Source organism: Streptomyces sp. NBC_01092, assembly GCF_045039535.1.
GTDB lineage: Bacteria > Actinomycetota > Actinomycetes > Streptomycetales > Streptomycetaceae > Streptomyces.
In genome coordinates this window covers 10,984,266-11,002,508 of the sequence record NZ_CP108659.1, presented here as the reverse complement: position 1 = coordinate 11,002,508, position 18,243 = coordinate 10,984,266, and the positions used below count along the sequence as shown (strand labels likewise).

16 protein-coding genes and 10 pseudogenes are annotated in these 18,243 nt (G+C 66.4%); 9 read left to right on the top strand and 17 right to left on the bottom strand.

Annotated elements, in window-relative coordinates:
• Positions 1-30 precede the first annotated feature (30 nt).
• The 3 genes from OG254_RS49020 to OG254_RS49010 are packed head-to-tail and all read left to right on the top strand — an operon-like array spanning position 31 to position 4,065.
• On the top strand, positions 31-2,127 hold the full coding sequence (locus OG254_RS49020) for an ABC transporter permease subunit (RefSeq protein WP_405594670.1): 2,097 nt from the start codon (positions 31-33) through the stop codon (positions 2,125-2,127).
• A complete protein-coding gene (locus OG254_RS49015) occupies positions 2,108-3,709 on the top strand; it encodes an ATP-binding cassette domain-containing protein (RefSeq protein ID WP_405594668.1) in 1,602 nt (533 codons plus the stop codon). Before OG254_RS49020 ends, OG254_RS49015 begins: the two co-directional genes overlap by 20 nt.
• Positions 3,706-4,065, top strand: a complete 360-nt coding sequence (locus tag OG254_RS49010; RefSeq protein ID WP_405594666.1) for a hypothetical protein — start codon at positions 3,706-3,708, stop codon at positions 4,063-4,065. The genes OG254_RS49015 and OG254_RS49010 overlap by 4 nt, the downstream gene beginning before the upstream one ends.
• Before the next feature lie 56 nt (positions 4,066-4,121).
• Here OG254_RS49010 and OG254_RS49005 read toward each other — a convergent pair.
• The 4 genes and pseudogenes from OG254_RS49005 to OG254_RS48990 form a co-directional block, all read right to left on the bottom strand.
• Positions 4,122-4,252, bottom strand: a pseudogene (locus OG254_RS49005) (IS256 family transposase); the annotation flags it as partial.
• A 1,198-nt stretch (positions 4,253-5,450) separates the two neighbouring features.
• Positions 5,451-6,153: pseudogene (locus OG254_RS49000) on the bottom strand (DUF2637 domain-containing protein); the annotation flags it as partial.
• Positions 6,154-6,760: 607 nt separating this feature from the next.
• Positions 6,761-7,492 (bottom strand): prepilin peptidase, encoded by a 732-nt coding sequence (locus OG254_RS48995; RefSeq protein WP_405594664.1) that lies wholly within the window; start codon positions 7,490-7,492, stop codon positions 6,761-6,763.
• A gap of 364 nt (positions 7,493-7,856) precedes the next feature.
• Positions 7,857-8,036, bottom strand: a pseudogene (locus OG254_RS48990) (transposase family protein); the annotation flags it as partial.
• 193 nt (positions 8,037-8,229) lie between these two features.
• Between OG254_RS48990 and OG254_RS48985 the strand changes: the two are divergent.
• The 3 genes and pseudogenes from OG254_RS48985 to OG254_RS48975 all read left to right on the top strand — a co-directional run.
• Positions 8,230-8,391 carry a hypothetical protein gene (locus OG254_RS48985; protein ID WP_405594662.1) on the top strand — a complete coding sequence of 54 codons (162 nt, stop codon included), beginning with the start codon at positions 8,230-8,232 and terminating at the stop codon, positions 8,389-8,391.
• Positions 8,392-8,417: 26 nt separating this feature from the next.
• Positions 8,418-8,777, top strand: a complete 360-nt coding sequence (locus tag OG254_RS48980) for an IS3 family transposase (protein WP_405594660.1) — start codon at positions 8,418-8,420, stop codon at positions 8,775-8,777.
• A pseudogene (locus tag OG254_RS48975) lies at positions 8,687-8,908 on the top strand (transposase); the annotation flags it as partial. The gene OG254_RS48980 and the pseudogene OG254_RS48975, both read left to right, overlap by 91 nt.
• A 149-nt stretch (positions 8,909-9,057) precedes the next feature.
• Here OG254_RS48975 and OG254_RS48970 read toward each other — a convergent pair.
• From OG254_RS48970 to OG254_RS48940, 7 genes and pseudogenes are all read right to left on the bottom strand, one after another.
• Positions 9,058-9,114 (bottom strand): annotated as a pseudogene (locus OG254_RS48970) (hypothetical protein); the annotation flags it as partial.
• Between the two features lie 50 nt (positions 9,115-9,164).
• Positions 9,165-9,359 (bottom strand): hypothetical protein, encoded by a 195-nt coding sequence (locus tag OG254_RS48965; RefSeq protein ID WP_405594658.1) that lies wholly within the window; start codon positions 9,357-9,359, stop codon positions 9,165-9,167.
• The gene (gene dapF / locus OG254_RS48960) at positions 9,356-10,138 is read right to left on the bottom strand and encodes a diaminopimelate epimerase (RefSeq protein WP_405594656.1); all 783 of its coding nucleotides are present in this window, start codon (positions 10,136-10,138) and stop codon (positions 9,356-9,358) included. The genes OG254_RS48965 and dapF overlap by 4 nt, the downstream gene beginning before the upstream one ends.
• Before the next feature lie 77 nt (positions 10,139-10,215).
• Positions 10,216-10,404, bottom strand: coding sequence for a hypothetical protein (locus tag OG254_RS48955; RefSeq protein ID WP_405594654.1), 189 nt, complete (start codon positions 10,402-10,404; stop codon positions 10,216-10,218).
• Between the two features lie 139 nt (positions 10,405-10,543).
• Entirely contained in the window at positions 10,544-11,086 is a 543-nt protein-coding gene (locus OG254_RS48950; protein ID WP_405594652.1) for an NUDIX domain-containing protein, read from the bottom strand.
• Positions 11,083-11,421, bottom strand: a complete 339-nt coding sequence (locus tag OG254_RS48945; protein ID WP_405594650.1) for a hypothetical protein — start codon at positions 11,419-11,421, stop codon at positions 11,083-11,085. The genes OG254_RS48950 and OG254_RS48945 overlap by 4 nt, the downstream gene beginning before the upstream one ends.
• An 80-nt stretch (positions 11,422-11,501) precedes the next feature.
• Positions 11,502-12,191: pseudogene (locus tag OG254_RS48940) on the bottom strand (ISAzo13 family transposase); the annotation flags it as partial.
• A gap of 144 nt (positions 12,192-12,335) precedes the next feature.
• Here OG254_RS48940 and OG254_RS48935 point away from each other — a divergent pair.
• Together OG254_RS48935 and OG254_RS48930 are read left to right on the top strand one after the other, a co-directional pair.
• Positions 12,336-12,419: pseudogene (locus OG254_RS48935) on the top strand (hypothetical protein); the annotation flags it as partial.
• A 52-nt stretch (positions 12,420-12,471) separates the two neighbouring features.
• Positions 12,472-12,624, top strand: a pseudogene (locus OG254_RS48930) (NUDIX hydrolase); the annotation flags it as partial.
• 217 nt (positions 12,625-12,841) lie between these two features.
• Here the strand turns inward: OG254_RS48930 and OG254_RS48925 are convergent.
• The gene (locus OG254_RS48925) at positions 12,842-13,927 is read right to left on the bottom strand and encodes a transglycosylase family protein (protein ID WP_405594648.1); all 1,086 of its coding nucleotides are present in this window, start codon (positions 13,925-13,927) and stop codon (positions 12,842-12,844) included.
• Positions 13,928-14,267: 340 nt separating this feature from the next.
• Between OG254_RS48925 and OG254_RS48920 the strand changes: the two genes are divergently transcribed.
• On the top strand, positions 14,268-14,402 hold the full coding sequence (locus OG254_RS48920) for a hypothetical protein (protein WP_405594645.1): 135 nt from the start codon (positions 14,268-14,270) through the stop codon (positions 14,400-14,402).
• 435 nt (positions 14,403-14,837) lie between these two features.
• Here the strand turns inward: OG254_RS48920 and OG254_RS48915 are convergent.
• The 5 genes and pseudogenes from OG254_RS48915 to OG254_RS48895 all read right to left on the bottom strand — a co-directional run bounded on the left by OG254_RS48915 (position 14,838) and on the right by OG254_RS48895 (position 17,647).
• Positions 14,838-15,586 (bottom strand): annotated as a pseudogene (locus OG254_RS48915) (transposase family protein).
• Positions 15,587-15,683: 97 nt separating this feature from the next.
• Positions 15,684-15,977 (bottom strand): transposase family protein, encoded by a 294-nt coding sequence (locus tag OG254_RS48910; protein ID WP_405594643.1) that lies wholly within the window; start codon positions 15,975-15,977, stop codon positions 15,684-15,686.
• A gap of 34 nt (positions 15,978-16,011) precedes the next feature.
• Positions 16,012-16,200, bottom strand: a pseudogene (locus OG254_RS48905) (transposase family protein); the annotation flags it as partial.
• Between the two features lie 102 nt (positions 16,201-16,302).
• Positions 16,303-16,590 carry a transposase family protein gene (locus OG254_RS48900; RefSeq protein WP_405594641.1) on the bottom strand — a complete coding sequence of 96 codons (288 nt, stop codon included), beginning with the start codon at positions 16,588-16,590 and terminating at the stop codon, positions 16,303-16,305.
• A 142-nt stretch (positions 16,591-16,732) separates the two neighbouring features.
• Positions 16,733-17,647, bottom strand: coding sequence for a transposase family protein (locus OG254_RS48895; protein ID WP_405595654.1), 915 nt, complete (start codon positions 17,645-17,647; stop codon positions 16,733-16,735).
• Positions 17,648-18,243: the final 596 nt, after the last annotated feature.

The following is an 18,243-nucleotide window of genomic DNA, read 5'->3' as shown; positions in this document are numbered from 1 at the left end:
TGGCGGCTGCGCCATTGCGGGAGCTCAACGATGAAAGTACGCCGGCTGGTGACCGTCTTCGGCGGCCTCGCACTCGCGGCGATCGTGACCTCGCAAGCATGGGCTGGGGGAAGCCTCACGGCTGCCGCGATTCTCGGTGCCAGCATTTCCGGCCTGGCCGCCGGTGCGATCTTTGCCGTGGCTGCAGGCGGCCTCGTCGTGACCTACGTAACCTCGGGGGTCTTTAACTTCGCGCAAGGTGCCATCGGCATGTTGCTGGCATTCGTCTACTGGGAGCTGCGCGAAAGCCGTCACCTGCCGACGCCTTTGTGTCTGGTGCTGGTTCTGGGTGTGGCGGCACCTGTCCTCGGTGCCGCCTGCGAGTTCGTCATCATGCGGCGGGTTCGCAGCGCGCCCTTGGTGCATCAGATCATGGTGTCTGTTGCCCTGATGCTGGCACTGATGGGGATCGCTGGGGCAGTGTGGCCATCCACGACAGTCAGCCGCAGTTTGTCGCCGTTCTTCGGCAACGAGGGATTCCGTCTGGGGCCGATCGTGGTCACCTGGCATCGCACGATTGCCATCTGCGTGGCAGCGCTCGTGGCAATCTCGCTGCGTCTTCTGTTGTTCCGTACGCGTCTCGGGGTCGCCATGCGGGCCTGCGTGGACGATCGGGACCTGGCCGCCTTGCACGGCGCCCGACCCAACCTCGCTTCCATGAGCGCATGGTCCCTGGGATCGATCATGGCGGCCCTGGCCGGTATTTTGCTTGCTCCCGAGATCCCCTTCTCGGTGGCGCCCCTGACCCTGCTGATCATCGACGCGTTCGCCGCAGCGATCATGGGACGTCTGAGCAGCCTTCTCCTCACCTTCGTCGGCGCTCTCCTGCTCGGGCTGCTCAATTCCTACGCAGTGATCTTTCTCGACCTGGAAGGCCGATGGAGTAGCGCACCGGCAGCCATCCCCATGGTGTTTCTCTTTTTTGTCCTGTTGTCGCTACCTCAAGGTCGCATTGCACCCGTCTGGCGACCCGCAGTTCCGCCAAGCCCACGGGCTCCCTCCCGCGTTGAAGGTGTGGTGGGAGCGGTCGCATTGGTAGGAGTAACCGTGGTACTCGCGACTGTCTTGCCGCTCGACCAGATCAACCGGCTGACCCTGGCCGTCAGTATGGCTCTAATCATGCTGTCCCTGGTCCCCCTGACCGGTTGGGCAGGTGAGGTCTCTCTCGCGCCGATGACTCTCGCCGGCATCGGCGCCATCACCGCAGTCAAGGTCTCGGACGGCTCGACCACGCCGCTCGGACTGCTCCTCGCCGCAGCGGTCGCGGTCCTCGCCGGCCTGGCCATGGCAGCACCCGCTGTTCGGCTACGAGGTCTGTACATGGCGCTGGCTTCGCTGGCCTTCGCCCGCATGGTGGAGTTGTTGGTCTTTCCCCAACCCGAAGTGTTCGGTGTCTCCTCAGCAGGCACCGTGAGCGTCGCCCCGCTGACCGTCGGAAGTTGGCACCTCACCTCGCCCCGCGCGCTGCTCGCTGCGACCGTCGTCACCTTCGCGGTCGCAAGCCTGGTTCTGCTTGCTCTGCGTGCCGGTGCATACGGGCGACGCATGATCGCACTGCGGGACAGCCCGGCCGCCTGTGCCACCCTCGGTGTCAACGTCTTCCGCACCAAACTGTCCGTCTACGCCCTGTCATCAGCCATCGCCGGCCTTGGCGGCGTGATGTTCGCTCTGCACCGCGGTCAGGTGGGTACGAGCGACTTCACCATGCTTGCAGGCCTGCCTGTCGTTCTGCTCGTTGTCGTGGGCGGCATCACCACGATCAGTGGCGCATTGTTCGGTGGCCTTGCCTTCACCAGCCTCCTTGTGGCGCAATCAGCCTGGCAGCTGTCTGCCGTCCAGACACTGACTCTCCTCGGTCCTGGTCTGGCCGCTATCGCCATCGGTCACTCGTCGAACGGTGCAGCCCCTGCGATCGGCGCGGCCCTCGAGCCCCTGCGTCCATCATGGCTGGGTGGCTCCCGGCGCATGCCGCCCGACGACTCCGGCGAGCTCGGCCTCACACGGCCGTTCACGGTAAAGGCAATGTCAGTGGTCGAGGACGAACTCCGTCTTCCGCAGGAGTACCGCCATGGCCCTTCTGGACGCTGAGGGCATCCGTGTCAGTTTCGGCGGTGTGACAGCGCTGGACGGAGTCAGCATCGAGGCTCCGGCAGGCCGGATCACCGGTCTGATCGGACCGAACGGCAGTGGAAAGACCACCTTATTCAACGCCATCAGCGGCCTCATTCGGCCCGATGAGGGCCGCATCGTCCTGAATGGCAGGGACGTGACCTCAACGCCGGCACACGTGCGCTCCCGGCTGGGGATCTGCCGGACGTTCCAGCGTCTCGAACTCTTTGAAACTCTGACCGTCGGGCAAAATGTTCTCGCCGCCGCCGAAATGAGCTCTCACCGTTCCCGGCGCCGTGGTGCGGAACAAGCCGCCCAGCACGCATTGCAACGCGTGGGGTTGGCGAACCTGGCAGACCAGCCGACTGACCAGCTACCCACGGGCTCCGCCCGGCTACTGGAACTAGCCCGAACTCTTGCTGCGGAGCCTCGCCTGCTCCTCCTGGATGAGCCTGCCGCCGGCCTGAACGACACGGAGACCCAAGCCATGGGGCGCCTGTTGCAGCAACTGGCAGACGAAGGCCTCGCGATCATCCTTGCGGAGCACGACATGACGCTGGTCATGGCTGTGAGCCACGTGGTGAACGTTTTGGACTTCGGGCGGCTGATCGCCTCCGCGCCGCCGGCTCAGATCCGTGCCGATCCCGCCGTTCACGTCGCCTATTTGGGGGCTGGTGGTGCCAGCCCATCCACCCGCCGGCGTCGCAGCGAGCCGGCTGTCATCCGGGACCCGGCCTTGGAGTTGCAGGACGTGTGGGTGTCCTACGGGAACATCGGTGTTCTCAGCGGCCTGGACCTCACCGTGCACGCCGGCCAGATCCTGGCTCTGCTGGGTCCCAATGGCGCTGGCAAATCGACCATCCTGAGAGTGATCGCAGGCCAGTTGCCCGCCTCCCGAGGGGCCATCAGGGTCTTCGGCCATGACATCTCGGGCGCCGCGCCCGATGCCCTGGCACGAGCAGGGGTGTGCCTGGTCCCGGACGGCCAAGCGGTCTTCCCCAACCTCACTGTGGACGAAAACCTGCAGATGGCAACCTTCCGTCATCGCTCCTTGCCCGCGGTACAGGAGCAGGCCTTTACCCTGTTCCCTCGCCTCGCACAACGCCGTCGCCAGCTGGCCGGCACACTTTCGGGCGGAGAACAGCGCATGCTCGCGGTGACTCGTGTCCTGACTCCCGACACCGCTGTGCTGCTCCTCGATGAGCTCTCCGCAGGGTTGAGTCCACGCCTGCTCACAGAGCTCTACGAGAACGTCCTACGCATCTCCGAGCAGGGAGTCGCGGTGCTGCTGGTGGAACAGTACGCACAAACAGTCCTCGCCATCGCCGATACCGCCGCCTTGCTGATCAACGGCCGTATCCGCGGCTTCGGCGCGCCTGAGGCGATCGAACAGCAACTGCTCTCCGCGTACCTCGGCGATCTCTCCGATGAGCGGACGGCAACGCCGCGATCTCCGGCCGATAGCCAGGAGGAGCAGCTCCAGGGCGGTGGCCCGCAGGGCCCGCACCCCCCGGAGGGCGCCGGGCCTGCCGAAGGAAAAGGAAGGGGTGAACAGTCGTGAGCGAGTCCAACAGCCGTATCGTCGACTTCGAGGCGGAACTGTCCCGCCTGCATCTCAAGAGACAGGCTGCCGAACCCGAACGCCGTTTGGCACTTGCCGCCGCCCTGCTCGTAGTGACCGGCCTGACGCTGCTCATCGTCGCCTTCGTCGGAACACGGGAGGCAGTCACGATCCAACAGCAGGTGGACAATCTCGCGCTCGCGCCGCTCGGACTGGGGGTAACTGTGGCGGGAGCAGCCCTTTGGCTGCGCTACTCCCTTACCCGCTACCTGCGGTTCTGGCTGATCCGGCTGATCTACGAAGACCGACAGAACACGGACCGCATCCTCGGCACTCCGCCGGACGATCAAACCTGAGCCCGGATCCCTACGCCGGGACGGTCAAACGAGTGGTGTAGCCGCGGTAGTTGGGGTTACTGGCGGGCCGCCAATAGGCGGCCGTCGAAGGTGATGTCGAGGGCGTTCAGCGCATGGTCCGGCGGGCCTGGCCCTTCCCGGTGGGATCGAGCGACGTGATCGCCATGTAGACGAACTTCAGGGCAGCCTGCGCGCCAGCAAGTGGGGCTGCTACTGCTGCGCCTCGGTGTGGTGGTGGGTCAGCGCGTGCCAGCGCCGCTCGAAATCGTCGACCTGGTCCGCGATGTAGTCGGTCGTGAGGGGCCTGTTGTGCTGCGCAGTGATCCCGCGGGATGCGCACTCCTGCGCAATGACATCGAGAGGCGGATTTGCGGTGTGCAGGCGCTGCTGCGCCCAGAGGGTGTAGACGCGGAACGGCAGGAGGTAGCGGCGCAGGGTGGAGGGGCTCACCGGCTTTCCGCCGCGGCCCTTCATGTCCTTCCCTGCGAGGTAGGCGGAAAGCTGCTCCGCCTTGGGCTCTTCTCCATACTCGGTGTGGAAGTCCGTCCAGGCCAGGTAGTACCGGTCCACTGTGGTGAGCGCGGCTGTGTCCGCTGATGCAGGGACCTCGTCCTGCTGCGCGTCGTTGATGGTGGCCTTCACCCGGGGCCTGCGTGTGTCCGTGGATGCTTGCGCGCCAGCGACAGCCGCCTGCGCCGCATCGTCGCCCTCGATGGGCAAAGCCTCCTGGACTGGTTGCTGACCAGTCGGCACGACAGAGGGGCCTGCGGGCGGCTCCGCTTCATCGAACTCGCGCTGCTGAAAGTACCGGACGAAGGCCTCAAGGTCTCCCCCGGTGAGGGGCCGGCCATCGGCGCTGGTGATCTGATCACACTCATAGACGTGGGTGGCGAGAGCATCGGCGCCAGGGTAGGTCCCGTGCTGCTGGGCGTACATGAGCCAGGCGTTATAGAAGTAGTCGCCCCACCCCTCATCCGCACTCTCAGGCTCGCCCTCCGCACCCACGTCCGCGCCCTGAAAGTGGCGTTGCCTGATGACCTGCAGAAAGGGCACCAACTGCTCGTCGGAAAGCGGCCCACCGGCCGCGGTGGCGATGCCGTACCGGTCCTGGAGCCAGCGTGCGAACTGTGCCCTGGTGGGCTCGGATCCGAAAGCGTCGATCCAGGCCTGGTAGGCATCAGCGAGGCGCCGGTCGTCCTGCCCGGTCTGCCGAACCGGGCCGTCCTGGCGGTCGGTCTGCGCGGATCGCACCGAATCCATGGGCTTCGCCTCAGCGACACCGACCTGCGCTGGTTCAACCTCGGGCTCGACGGCTGCTTCCAGTTCAGGGCTTCGGCGTTGCGCCGGCAGTGGAGCCCGCACACCCGCGAACTGGATGGGCGGCTCGTCGATGCCAGCGGCGGCCAGACCGGCCGGCGCGGTCTCGGACAGGGGGACTCCGTAGCGGGCGAGGCGAAGAGGCATCAGCGACTCCACCGGGGCCTTGCGGCGCCAGCCGCGGCCGAACCGGGACCTAAGCCTCGCCTGGTAGACGAGGCGTTCCTGCTCCAGCGTGATGACCTGTTCGTAGGAGCGGAGCTCCCACAGTTTCATCCGGCGCCACAGGAGGAACGTGGGCAGCGGTGAGAGCACCCAGCGGGTGAGGCGGACGCCCTCCATGTGCTTGTCAGCCGTGATGTCGGCGATGCGTCCGATCGCGTGGCGTGCGGCCTCGACCGCAACCACGAACAGGACGGGGATCACGGCGTGCATGCCGACACCCAGCGGGTCGGGCCAGGCGGCGGCACCGTTGAAGGCGATCGTCGCGGCCGTCAGCAGCCAGGCCGTCTGACGTAGCAGCGAGAACGGGATACGGATCCACGTCAGCAGAAGGTCCAAGGCCAGCAGAACGCAGATGCCGGCGTCGATGCCGATCGGAAAGACGTAGGAGAAGTCACCGAAGCCCTTCTTGACCGCCAGTTCGCGGACCGCGGCGTAGGAACCGGCGAACCCGATCCCGGCGATGATCACCGCGCCTGCCACGACGACGCTGATGAGTATCCGATGTGCCCTGGTCAGCCGAGGTGCCTCGCTGTTCCCCGCTGCCACGTTCCACTCCCCCGTCCCTGTTGCATAACTGACCACCTCTCACACTTTCATGTCCAGGCCAGGATGTGACTGGATCGGATGGTGCTAGGTACAGATCCACATGAACGAAGACCCGGCCCTCTTGGGGTCCGCGGACTCACGCCCGCAGGAGGCCCAGTAGTTCCAAGATCGCGTGCCTGGTACGTTCTGGCTTTCCTTGTGCTTGATGAGCAGATCCAGCAGCTGGCTGAACTCGTCGGCCAGCATCTTGTGAATCAGGTGGCGTGCCGCCTCCGCTCCACCCCTGGTACGGAACCGCTTTTGCTGCTGGCCGCATGCAGCCCGGCCGACGATAGTTTGGAGCGTCGTCGGCGAGGACGGAGATCTGCCAGGTCTGGACGCCCGCCGTGGCGGGGTCGACAGGCCGGCGACATGCCGGAACTTCAACCTCAAGGTGCTGGGGTCCGCCTCGGCTGGGGACGTGGCTGCCTGGCCGGGGATCGACCTGCTCTCGCCTTGCAGCCGCCCGCGGCGGCGCGATCCGCAGCCGGTCAGCACGCGGCCGTCCCGTGCGCTATCGGCACCGGGCACCCGAGCCAGCGTCCCATCGGCTCCGGGGACCCCGGTTTCACGAAGCGTGGGAGCCCAGGAGCACGCCGGCCAGCGTCCCGGCGAGCAGGAACGGGCCGAACGGGATCCTGCTCGTACGGTCGGCTCGGCCCGCGAGCATGAGGCCAATGCCGCACAGCGCGCCGAACAGGTACCCGGCAAAGGTTCCGACCAGGACGATGACCCAGCCGTACCAGCCCAGGACAGCCCCCAGGAAGAGGACGAGTTTCACGTCACCGAACCCGAAGCCCTTGCTGAGGAGGAAGAGGACGACGTGGAAGGCGCCCAGGATGAAGGAGCCGAGCAGCGCGGACGTCCAGCTGCCGCCGGAGCCGGGCAGCACCTCGGCACCACCGAGCAGCAAGAGCGTGGCTGCGGCGAGCGTCAGGGTGAGCACGTCGGGTAGCCGGTGCGCCGCGAGGTCGACGGTGGCGAGCAGCACGGCGGCCGGGGCGAGCAGCAGCCAGACCACCAGCTCGGGGCTGGACCCGATGGCGGCCGCGAGGAGGGCGCAGACAACGGCCGTCACGGAGGCGGCGGAGAGAGTGCTCGGTCCGTAGGTGTCACCGGCGGCGCAGCGTGCACGCCCCAGCCAGCCGCCGCCGACACCGTTGAGGGGATGGCCGGCCGGGCATGCCGACCGCCATGGTTCCTCGGGCGGTACAGAGAACCGGTACGCAGGACGGGGTAGAAGCACACCCGTGCCACAGCCCCACAGCACAGCGGCCGTGATGATCAGGATGGTCTCCACCTGCGGAAGCTTAGGCTCAGGCGTCCAAGGGCCACTTCTCTGGGCCGTCTTGGCTGATCAACCCCAATTCTTCACCGCATCGGCCACCGCTGTCCGCGGTTTCACACGGAGGAGGTCGCGTATGAACTGGATGACGGTGTGGTGTCGAACACCGTGGCGGCCACGAGGAGCGCGGTGGCGAAGGTCAGGACGAGGAAAGGCGCCGACCGGCCAGAGGCGCAGGCTGCACCGCTGGGTCCGATGCCGGGGCAGATGTGCTCTCACACACCATCTGCAATCCACGCCCCGCGCCGGCTGCTTCTCCGCGTCGCCGCCACTGGACCCAGCGAATTGACGGCAAGCCTCCACAGTCACTGAACCGTTTTCATCCTGAATACGTGCAGGTCATAAGGGTGTGGACGGCTTGGACTGCTGTGTTGATGCGGCGGGTGGAGCACCGTGCTCGCCGTAGCAGCCGCCAGGTTTTGAGCTGGGCGAAGGCGCGCTCGCCGGGGGTGCGGAGCCGTGCGTGGTCGCGGTTGAACTGCTGGTAGTGGGCGGGCTGAGGGGCCACGAAGTTTCCGGACAGGCACCCAATAGGGTTGTCCTCAACAAGGAAACGAGGAAGTAGTGGCGCCACCCTGTAAATACTCGCCGGAGTTCCGCGATGAAGCCGTCCAGATCGCGTAGAGGTCCAGCAAGACGATCTCTGAAGTCGCCCGGGAGCTTGAGCTGAACTCGGAGACGCACGCGGCTGGGTGAAGGAGCACCAGAAGCAGCAGGAACCGGCTCCCGATGCGGAACTGACGGTGAACGAGCGGGCGCGCCTGAAGGAACTCGAACGACGCAACCGCGAGCTGGAGATGGAAGTTACCTTCCTGAAAAAAGCCGCAGCGTACTTCGCGAAGGATCCCCGGTAACAAGCAAGTACGAGTTCATCGACGAGATGCGGCTCGACACTGAGGAGTACGCATACAGCGTCGAGTTCATGTGCGGCCGACTCGGCGTCTCCAGATCCGGCTACTACGACTGGCGATCCCGCCCGGAATCCGCGACGGCCCAGCGACGCGACGAACTAAAACTGCTCATCAAGAAAGCCTTCGACATTTCCGACAGCGCCTACGGACACCGGCGCATCCAGCCCCAGCTGGACCGCTGGGGCGTCGCCGCGGGCATGGAGCTGGTTCGCCGCCTCATGCGAGAACTGAGCCTGGTGCCCTGCCAGCCACGGCCGAAGGCATCGCCGCCTGCTTCCAGCAGTTCCCTGAAGTGGAGGTTCTCCTGGACGACGGCTACCTCGGCCTGAGCCGTGACCACCCAGGCCAAGCGATCACCCCGCCGAGAAAGCCGCGTCCCGGAGCACTGCCCGGTCGAGTCGAACAGTGGGAACGCGACCGGCACGGGCACTCATCCGACCGCATCACGGTCGAACACGCCCATCCACTATCACGCACCAGCTCGTTAGGGAGCTGGGTCAGGGCCAGTTGGGTGGCGGTGATGTGGTCGGCAGCCACCGCGGACGCTCCGACGCCGCTGCCGCAGTAGGGCACGCGCAGGTAGTCAAGTAGCCCCTGCAGTCGGCCGTCCTCTCCGTACGGGCCTTGCAGGTTGGAGAGGGCCACGTCGTACCTCACCAATTCCATGATGAAGTCGGGCTCGCAGGGTTCAGCACCTTCCAGCGGGCGCCGATCTCTTACAGTGCCTCGGCCAGGGCGGTGACAGAGCGCTGTTCGATGGGGCACTTCGAGTGGTAGAGCCTGCCTTCGGCGGAGATGGGTCCGTAGATGAGGGCGACGCCGAGGCCGTGGCGGCTCTGGCCCCATTTACGGAGCTCCTCAGCGGCCTTCTGAACCACCGGGCCCGAGCTGGGGTTGAGGAAGAGAGTCATGCGAGTGCCCCTTCGAAGGTGTTGGTGACCGGGCCACCGACCCAGTGAGTTCGGTTCGGCCGGGCGCCGTGCGGCCGGACCGTGAGTGGCTCGCCGGCGCGGTTGTGGACGGTGACGGCACGCCGGGCCACGAGTCCGCGCATGGTGGCGACGGCGGCGGCTGCGACTGCCCCGCTTCCGCACGACAGGGTTTCCGCCTCGACGCTGCGTTCGTAGGTGCGGATCTTCAGCGTCTGGTCGCCGGCGGACTGGACGAAGTTGACGTTCGTCCCCAGTGCGGCAAGGCCGGCATGGTGGCGGACGAGGCGCCCGACCACGACCGCGTCGATGGCGTCTACGTCGTCCACGATGGCTACGACGTGTTCGGTGCCGGTGTGGGCGCTGTCGAACCAGGTCGGCCTGCCGTTGATGACGACCTGTAAGCGTCGGGGGAGGACTTCGCCTACCTCGGCCGTGACCCAGCCAGAGTCGTCGGACACGACCGCCTCATGCACCACGCCAGCCATGTGAAGACTCATCTGCTGGAAGCCGTGATCGCGGTGCGCGGCCCAGGCGGAGCACCGCAGGGCATTGCCGCACATGGTGGCGATCGAGCCGTCGGCGTTGAAGCAGGTGACTTCGAGGACGGCAGGGCGGTCGCTGACCAGCGTGCTGATGACGAGGCCGTCCGCGCCTACGCCGGTGCGCCTGGCACCACAGACGTTCCGCCGCCTTGGGCCACTCGTTGTCGCCGTCCGGGCCGAGGTCGGAGAGCAGGACGACGTCGTTCCCGGCGCCATGGATCTTGCGAAAGCGCATGGCAAAGCTCCTCGCATGGTGAGGTGAGGGTGACGATGCGGTGCCCGAACAGGGCAAGTCAGCGGAAGCCGATGGGCCGGTATGTGATCCGGGCTTCTCGCATGATCCAGGGCTCCCGCCCCGCAAAGATCAGTACGCGGTGGGCTGCGGTGCCAGCCGACCGCATGTCCCGGACTCGCCGGTACACGCCGTCGAGGTAGACGAAGTCGCCTATGCGGACATCGCTCGGCGGCCGGGTGCTTCCCATGGTTCCGCGAGGCGGAGGCGGTATGGAGGGCGCCTCCTTGGTCCTGCGCTCGTACATCAGCTCCTCCAGATTCCGGGCAGGAGGGAGCCTCCGATAGTGATGAGGCTTACTACGTAGGCGAGTTGTTGGTTTCGGGGACTCATCGGGTTCCGATCAGGTGCTGCTCCACGCGATTGCGGACTGAGGGGATGCCTATCGCGGTGAGGGGCACCCAGGCCGCGGCGCCCGTCTCGATCATCGAAGGGAGAACCGCGCCCGAATGTGCCCGGAAGAGGTAACGGATGCCGACCCGGAGGCGGGGGCCGTACCTATGCTGCCCCGGCCGGGTCACGTCGACCAGGAAGGGGCCCTCGGCCTCGGGCTGCGTCCATACGTCCCGGATGCCGACCTCCTCGGCCAGCAGGCGTAGAGCCGCCTCGCTGAGGGAGTCGTCCGCGTCCTCCGGCTCCGCCTCCGCGAGTGCATAGCCGTCCCTGTGCCTCAGGCACAGGACGCGGTTGCGCTCGTCTACGACGACGGCTCCCGTGACCACCAGGGGACAGCGCTGGCCGTGGGTGCAGGCTGGGCGCTGCGAGTGGTCGCGGGCCGCGTCGTAGACCGGCAGGAGCGCCATCCTGTCGGTGGGGTGCTCGTGGATGTAGTGGGAGAGTTCCCGGATGATCTGGTCGTCCCTGACGCTCACGGGGCATCCAGCCCGTTCCGCTCGGCGTAGATCCACAGCAGTCGCTGCGTCAGAAGGGCGACATCGCGGAGGTAGAGGTACGTCCCGAAGGTGGGCGTCTCGGCGGTCGGTCGGTTTGTGAGGTCGACCAGTTTGGTCCCCTCGCGGAGCAGTCGGTTCAGTTGACCAGCGGTCGCTGGCAACTGTTTGTCCATCTCCGCGCGGGTCGTGGTGTCCATTGGCATGCCGAGGACGGCGTTCGTTCGCGAGGAGATCGCCTCTACGTCGATGGGGGTGTCGTCGCCCTCGGTGTCCTCGGCCGTCTCGAATGTCTTGCCCGTACTTGCCACAGTCATCTCTGGCCCCTCCGGAGCACGCTTTCAGCTGTGCCTATAAAGCTAGGAAGGGAGTTGGAGTGGGGCTCCACGAGTGTGCCGGAACTGCCCAGCTCGCGGTCGGGAAAGTCGCTGGTGTCGACGCTCACCGGCTCGCCTCTTGGCTCCCATTCACGGCCGTTGTTCTTGAAGGGGCCGACCAGTTCCATCTTCTTCGTGTCCACGCTGATCACCGGAACCCTGCTGTCCTGGTGGTCGCGGGCCTGTTCGTTGAGGTAGTGGAACTGTGCGTCCCGGTCGGGGTGTTGCTTGCCTTCCCGGGTCTTGGCGTTGCTCTGCAGGCTGAAGCCCTCCTCGCGCAGGAGGTCGCCCACCGTATCCGCGGAGATCTTGTGGCCCTGGCGGGTCAGCTGCTCGGCGAGCTTGCGGGTGGATTTGGTGGTCCAGCGCAGCGGCGACATGGGACATCCGCGGACATCGGGCTCGACCAGTGCGAGGAGCGCCTCCCGAACGGCCGGGTTACGGTCAACGACACGCTTGCGGCCACCGCCGGGTCGACTAGTGCGCCCCAACAGGGCTTCCGCGACGTCGAGTTCGCGTACTCCGGCAGACACAGTGTCCTCACGGACACCGGCGGCACGGGCGACTGCTCTGATCCCGCCGTGGCCGAGAGACTGGACCTCCGCCCCTATCAACAGACGACGCTGCCGCTCGTCGAGGTGCGGCAGATTCGCCCTCAACTTGGCTGCCAGCACGACCCGTTGCCCTCCAGCCCGCCCACGCCAGACCAACGAACCACCGAACAGAAAGCCACGAGTTAAACATCTGCACGCCATAAGAAGATCTCCACGCAACGAGGGGATGACACGATCAAGTAGTCCGGCGGCTACACGAAGAAGGACTTCCCGCGCATCCTGACCCTGCTCCACCGCGGCTTGGAGGGGCCGGTCACCGTCGTCTGGGACAACTACTCCCGCCACATCAGCAAACACTTGAAGCAGTACGCGCAGCGGCAGGACTGGCTCACGATCACCCAGATGCCCACCTACGCACCGGAGTTGAACCCCATTCGGCGACTGGAACTGGTGGCCGCTCGACGATCTCCCCGGCGAGTTGTTCGAGTGCAGCGCGCAGATCCTCACCGCCTGGCGGCCCGACCTACCCATCGACCACCCCCTCGCGCACTTCACGCCCTTCGCCCACAGCCCAGGAAACAGCCGTTGAGTATCGCCCTGATCTCCGACCCCATTTTCACGGCCATCCCGTCCATGACTGTGGCGAGGAGTTCGTCGACACCCGTGCATCCGGGCCTGCGGCCCTGGGAACACCACCGACCGATCCCGCCGATCACCGACCCACAAGATCTCCAGCTGTAGTACCGGGTTCGTGCCCAGCGTGCAGAAGGCCGGCAAAGGCCGGTGCCGCAGCGCCATCTTCCAGGTCACGGCTTCAGGCTCTGGCCAGGGACGATATGGTCCGGGTTTGGACCGATCACGGTCTCGTTCTCGGCGTACAGAGCGGGCCATCCGCCGCTGACGTCCAGGGAGCGGGCGATGGACGTGAGGGTGTCACCGGCGCGTACGGTGTGGGATTTACCGGTTTTGGACTCGTCGGTGCGCGAGGCGTGGCGGCCAGAGGAGGCTGGCGTGTCCGTAGGCACCTCCTCTGCACTGCTGCCGCGGTGGCGACCAGTCCCGGTACCCCCGCCGTTGAGATCGGTGCCGGTGTCGACCAAACTCCAAGACCCGACGCCCTGCCCGGAGTCTGATGCGTCAGCTTCGGGTGGTCCGGTGGGCGTACCGCTGACCGTCTTCGAGTTGTTCGAACCGGGACTGGTGGGCTCGTCCGATGCGACAGCACCCTCATGTGTGGTCGGCGGAGACGGTGAGGGGACGGTCGTCGAGACGCTGGTATACGAGTCGGGCGAACCGGATGAACTCGGTGATGCAGCCGCTGCGTCGGCCGGGCCTGTGGAGGGGCCGGATGGGACCGAAGAAGACGGACCGGCAGCCGAGTCGGACAAACCAGGGTGGGACAGGCTGGAGTTGGACAGGCCTTGGCCGTACAGTCCCAAACCGGAGCCGCTGCTTCGGTCGGAGGCCCTGGTCGAGGAAGAGTCGTTCGCAATCCCGGTGTCGACAGGGACTGATTCGGAATGCTTGGTCAGTCCCGAGGACGGTGCGCAGGTGGCCCAAGGAGCGGTGCCCTCGCTGGCCAGAATTCTCTCGGCGACGGCTATTTGCTGAGAGCGGCTAGCCTCGTCGGCCCGCGATGCGTAGGCGAGACCGTCGTACTTCTCCCAGTCCTTCTGGGATATGCGAAGGCCGCCGTAGTAGCCGTCATGCAAGTTGGCGCTCCAGGCGCCCCCGCTCTCGCACTCGGCCACCTTGTCCCACGGGGTGCCGACGGCATTCGCGGCGCTGGCGCCGAGGAGTGGGATGGCGATGGCAGAGCTGGTCACGCCTGCCGCGACGACGAAGGGCGGAGCTTGGCGGGGACGGCGATGACGGCCAGTCTTCAGGAGCATGCGTAAGCCTTTCGCTTTTCGTGCGACGGTGGCGACTGACCCACTGATCGTTCGCGCGTGAGAACCGGTCACCGGGGCGCCCGGACCGGATGCCAGTCCATTCGTATGTGTCCGCTGCTTAACGTGCCTGTTTGTGACTGTTCCGGTCTGGCCGGATACAGGTCGTCAGGTGGTGGCGCGCTGGGGTCCGGCGGTGGCCGAGGAGCGACTGTTGGGCAGGTTCGCCCGCGGGGACGAGTACTGGGCGACGCTGCGGAGCTTTTCGCAGGTCTCCTCGTGTTCGCGCTCGGGGAGCGACTGGCTTACGATGCCCGCCGGTCTGGAGCCAGGTGCGGCCCGCGTGCTGGAAGATGGTGCGCAGGACCAGGGCCGCGTCCATCCGGCCCAGTGGCGGGTCTTCCGCAAGGCCCCGCAGCAGCCCCAACCGCTTCACGTCACCGCCAAAGCAGTCCTCACCCTTATGGGTCACCACTGAAGATCCTTTACTGAACCTGACGAACCTTGGCTGACGTAACCCGTAGTCAGCACCAATAACGTGCACGCATTGAAAGCTTGTAAGTATGTGAACAGGGAGCCTTTCTGAAAGCACCGCAAATGCCAAATGAGATCGGCAGGACGACGCCCGCCGCATCGGGTCCAGGACCAAGCAAGACCGTCGCAGAGCGCTTCGTGCTCGAACAGCCACTGCTGAGATCTCTGCCCGAAGAGCCATTCGAGACCGGACGGATGTTCACTCCGCGGTAGACCGCTATGGCCAGATCCCTGTCCGACCGACGCGCACCGACGCCCACCGGCACGCCACCGAGAGTAACTCCCAGGCTACCGACTGAAACTGACATGCCGACAGCCCCTTAGCGTGTTGCAGAAGGCCGTGAGCAGGCAGCCTGAGCTGGCTTGTTGGGCTGTCTGGTCACGCGGCCAGGGCGAGGTTGTGCATGCGGGCGACGGCCTGGACCGCGTGGTGGAGACCGTCGCCGTGCTGCCGGCACTCACGGAGGATCTTGTAGTTCTTCAGCCGGCCGATCACATGCTCGACGCGAGCGCGGCTTCTTCCGAGCCCTTCAGCAGCGGCAGTCCCGGCCGTTTGCGGTGCGGGACGACGAGCCCGGTATTGATGTAGGCGCCGTCGCCGAGCACCGTGGCGCCCTGGCAGTACTGGGCCAGGCCCGAGTCCCGCCACGCCTTCGCATCCGCCGTCGTACCGGGCACCGGGCGGGCCGCGGCCACCACCAGGCGCGTATCCGCGTCCACGATGACCTGCACATTCGCCGAGAACCGGTAGTTGCGCGAGGACGTGCCCACGCTGCGGTCACGGACCGGAATGAGGGTGCCGTCCACGATCCATAACCGCTCGATGGCGTCCTGCGGTGCCCGGACCGGTTCGAGTGCGAGCAGCGGCCCAAGTCGCTGGATCACCCGGCACACGGTTGCCGGCGAGACACCGAACAGCGGCCCGAGCTGCCGCATGGTCAGGTTGGTGCGGTAATAGACCGCCACCAGCAGCACCCGATCGGGCAACGGCAACCGCCACGGCCGTCCCCTTCCGCAGCCGTCACCACCGTGTTCCCGCACCGCCATCAGCAGTCGCCCGAACTGCTCGACCCGCAGACCCGTGAACGCTTCCGCCCACACCCGCTCGGCCCTCAACACCTCAGCCATTCAACGGAGATGCCCTGCTCACGGCCTTCTGCAACACGCTTTACGACCTCGTGCACGGTTGGCCGTGGCTCGTCGAAGTGTGCGGTGCTGACGGGTTTCACGCTCGTAGGCTGCGGGTGAGGGTGGCGGTCTGTTGGTGTGAGAGCAGTCCGGCGACGGCTTGGACGATGTCGCTCATGTGCTCGCGGCGGCCGTGGTGGCGGGCGAGAGCTCGCCAGTTCTTCAGGTGTGCGATGCCGTGCTCGACGCGGATGCGCCGTGAGGAGTGCGCCTTGCGCTGTTGCTCGTGCCGCTCCTCGTACCAGGCGGGAGCGTTCTTCTTGAACTTGCGATGGGGCGGTGTCACGACGCGTCCGCCGGTCTGCACGCCCATGCCCTGATAGCCGGGCATCCGCGAGGATCTCCATGAACGGGCTGTCGGACAGGAGCTGGACCAGTGCGAGCTGTCGGGCCTGGGTGATGTCGGCGCAACTGCCCGGCCGGACCGGGCTGCAGAACAGCACCCGCCCCTCGGCATCCGTGAGGACCATCGTTTTCACGGCATTCTGCTTGGTCTTGCCGGAGACGAATTTGTCCCGGTCCTTGCGGCCTGCGGCCGGGCGCCGGACACGGATCTCCGTGCCGTCGATGATCCCGGTCCAACCGCCGGCACCCAGGTGCTCGATGACCTCGGCGTGAGTGCACAGCCGGATCCCCGGCGCGACCGTGCAGCCCCGCTACGCCAGCAGGGGACGCACCTCGCCGATGGCGCGGGTGATGGTGGAGCGGTCCACACCGAACCAGCAGGCCAGCACGTCATGAGTCGTGCCATGACGCAGACTCACCAGCGTGGCCAGCAGCCTGTCGACGAAGACGAACTTGTGCTTCGCCCCGGCTCCCACAGCCCGCCGCCGCGGCCGAACCGTCAACCGAGCCTGATGCTGCTCATGCCACAACGGCCCCACCTCCGCGATGAGTTCCCCGATCACATCCGGCGACAGCCCAGTAACCCGGTACTCCGCCACGATCAACTCACGCGCCCCAGCCCCCACCATGCCCAGTCCAACGAGCCACCCGGCTGTCGAGCCACGGCCAACCGTGCACGAGGTCGTTACGAGTTGGTGCGTGATAGCGGGTGAGGTGTGTTGGCTCCTCGGGGGTTGCGGTTCAGGCTTTGGCGGTGCGGTCGGAGACGAGGCCTGCGATGGCCCGGTAGGTGTCGGGCAGGCGGTCTCGTCGGTGGGTGAAGCGGATCAGTTGCTTCCAGCGTTTGTGATCGGCGAGGGCGTGTTCGACGATGATGCGGTCGGAGGAGTGCCCGTGACGGTCACGTTCCCACTGCTCGACTCTCCCGGGCAGTGCCCCGGGCCGCGGTTTCCTCGGTGGTGTGACGGCCTGGCCGGGGTGATCACGTCTCAGGCCGAGGTAGCCGTCGTCCAGGAGGACTTCCACGTCGGGGAAGTGCTGGAAGCAGACAGCGATGCCTTCGCTGCGGGCGGCCGTGGCGTCATGCATGCGGCCAGGTCGAAGAGCATCGGTCCATAACGTGCGGCCACGCCAGTCGGCGATGAGGGTGGCCTTCATGGTGTTCTGCTTCTTCTTACCGGAGACGAACGCGCGCTGTCCGCCGCTGCTGGCGAGGGGGCGTCGGACCTGGATCTCGGTGGCGTCGAGACGGAGCTCGATACCTTCGGCCTGAGCGTAGGCGAACACATCCGCCAACGTCCGTAACCGCAGTTCAGGGCGAATGGGGACCGCGAATCCCCGCTCGGCCAGGAGCGTGCGTATCTCTTGGACTGCTCTGGTGATGGTGGAGCGGTCGACGCCGAACAGCAGCCCGAGGACGGCGTGTGGGAGGTCATGCCGCAAGTGAATGAGCGTGGCCGTCATCCGGTCGACGAAGACGAGCTGGTGGCGGGCGCCGGCACCTGCAGCCCGCTTTCTGCCCCCGCCTCGCGCAGCATGGCGGCGGCCTTCCACGCCGGCCTGCCACGGCGCGGCCAACTCCTCGACCAGGCACGCCAGATGACGCCGAGAGATCCCCGTGAACAGCCGATGCGCGAGAACCACCCGATTGACCATGATCGCCACACCGGGATCATGCCACCCACCAGCAACCACACCTCACCCGATATCACGCACCAACTCGTGATTGAGAGCGGAAAGGGCTTGCTCCTACCGTTCCCGGTCTGTTGTGGTTTGCCGAAGACGCCGAAGAGGTCGTCACGCAGTTAGAAGCCTCGCCCAGGGGCAGTGCGAACTCGGTGGGCTTGTCGAGGAGTTCATCGTCGGCGCCGGCGAGGGCAGCACCGACGTGCAGAGGCTGTTCGATGGTGTACTTGACGGTCTGTAGCGGATAATGCGCGGTGGCGATGTCGCTGGCGGGCTGCCCGCTCGAGACGACATCCAGGTACTGGCCGTACGGGACCGCGGTCCCACCCGGACAGCCGTGGCGTCAGGACCGCCGCTGTGGCGGCGTGCCGGCCCACTACGCACAGCCGCGGGCGAGTTCGCTTGCCCCTGCTGCCGGGAACTGGCCCACTACCTGCGTCAGATCGGCACGAAACCGCTGTCGGCGCGCCGCTGTTGTTTTGTCTTCGATGAAGGCGTCCAGGACCGCAGATCTCTCATGGCCTACCTGTGGCGGGTTCAGCCCGACGGTTCCCGGCAACCCTGGC

What these genes read in the sequence shown, in the direction of transcription:
- OG254_RS49020 (WP_405594670.1), top strand. Translation starts at nt 31, where the DNA reads ATGAAAGTACGCCGGCTGGTGACCGTCTTCGGCGGCCTCGCACTCGCG.
- OG254_RS49015 (WP_405594668.1), top strand. Translation starts at nt 2,108, where the DNA reads ATGGCCCTTCTGGACGCTGAGGGCATCCGTGTCAGTTTCGGCGGTGTG.
- OG254_RS48980 (WP_405594660.1), top strand. Translation starts at nt 8,418, where the DNA reads ATGCGGCTCGACACTGAGGAGTACGCATACAGCGTCGAGTTCATGTGC.
- OG254_RS48965 (WP_405594658.1), bottom strand. Translation starts at nt 9,359, where the DNA reads ATGACTCTCTTCCTCAACCCCAGCTCGGGCCCGGTGGTTCAGAAGGCC.
- dapF (WP_405594656.1), bottom strand. Translation starts at nt 10,138, where the DNA reads ATGGCGCCGGGAACGACGTCGTCCTGCTCTCCGACCTCGGCCCGGACG.
- OG254_RS48955 (WP_405594654.1), bottom strand. Translation starts at nt 10,404, where the DNA reads ATGGGAAGCACCCGGCCGCCGAGCGATGTCCGCATAGGCGACTTCGTC.
- OG254_RS48945 (WP_405594650.1), bottom strand. Translation starts at nt 11,421, where the DNA reads ATGACTGTGGCAAGTACGGGCAAGACATTCGAGACGGCCGAGGACACC.
- OG254_RS48925 (WP_405594648.1), bottom strand. Translation starts at nt 13,927, where the DNA reads ATGCTCCTGAAGACTGGCCGTCATCGCCGTCCCCGCCAAGCTCCGCCC.
- OG254_RS48910 (WP_405594643.1), bottom strand. Translation starts at nt 15,977, where the DNA reads ATGCCCGGCTATCAGGGCATGGGCGTGCAGACCGGCGGACGCGTCGTG.
- OG254_RS48895 (WP_405595654.1), bottom strand. Translation starts at nt 17,647, where the DNA reads ATGGTCAATCGGGTGGTTCTCGCGCATCGGCTGTTCACGGGGATCTCT.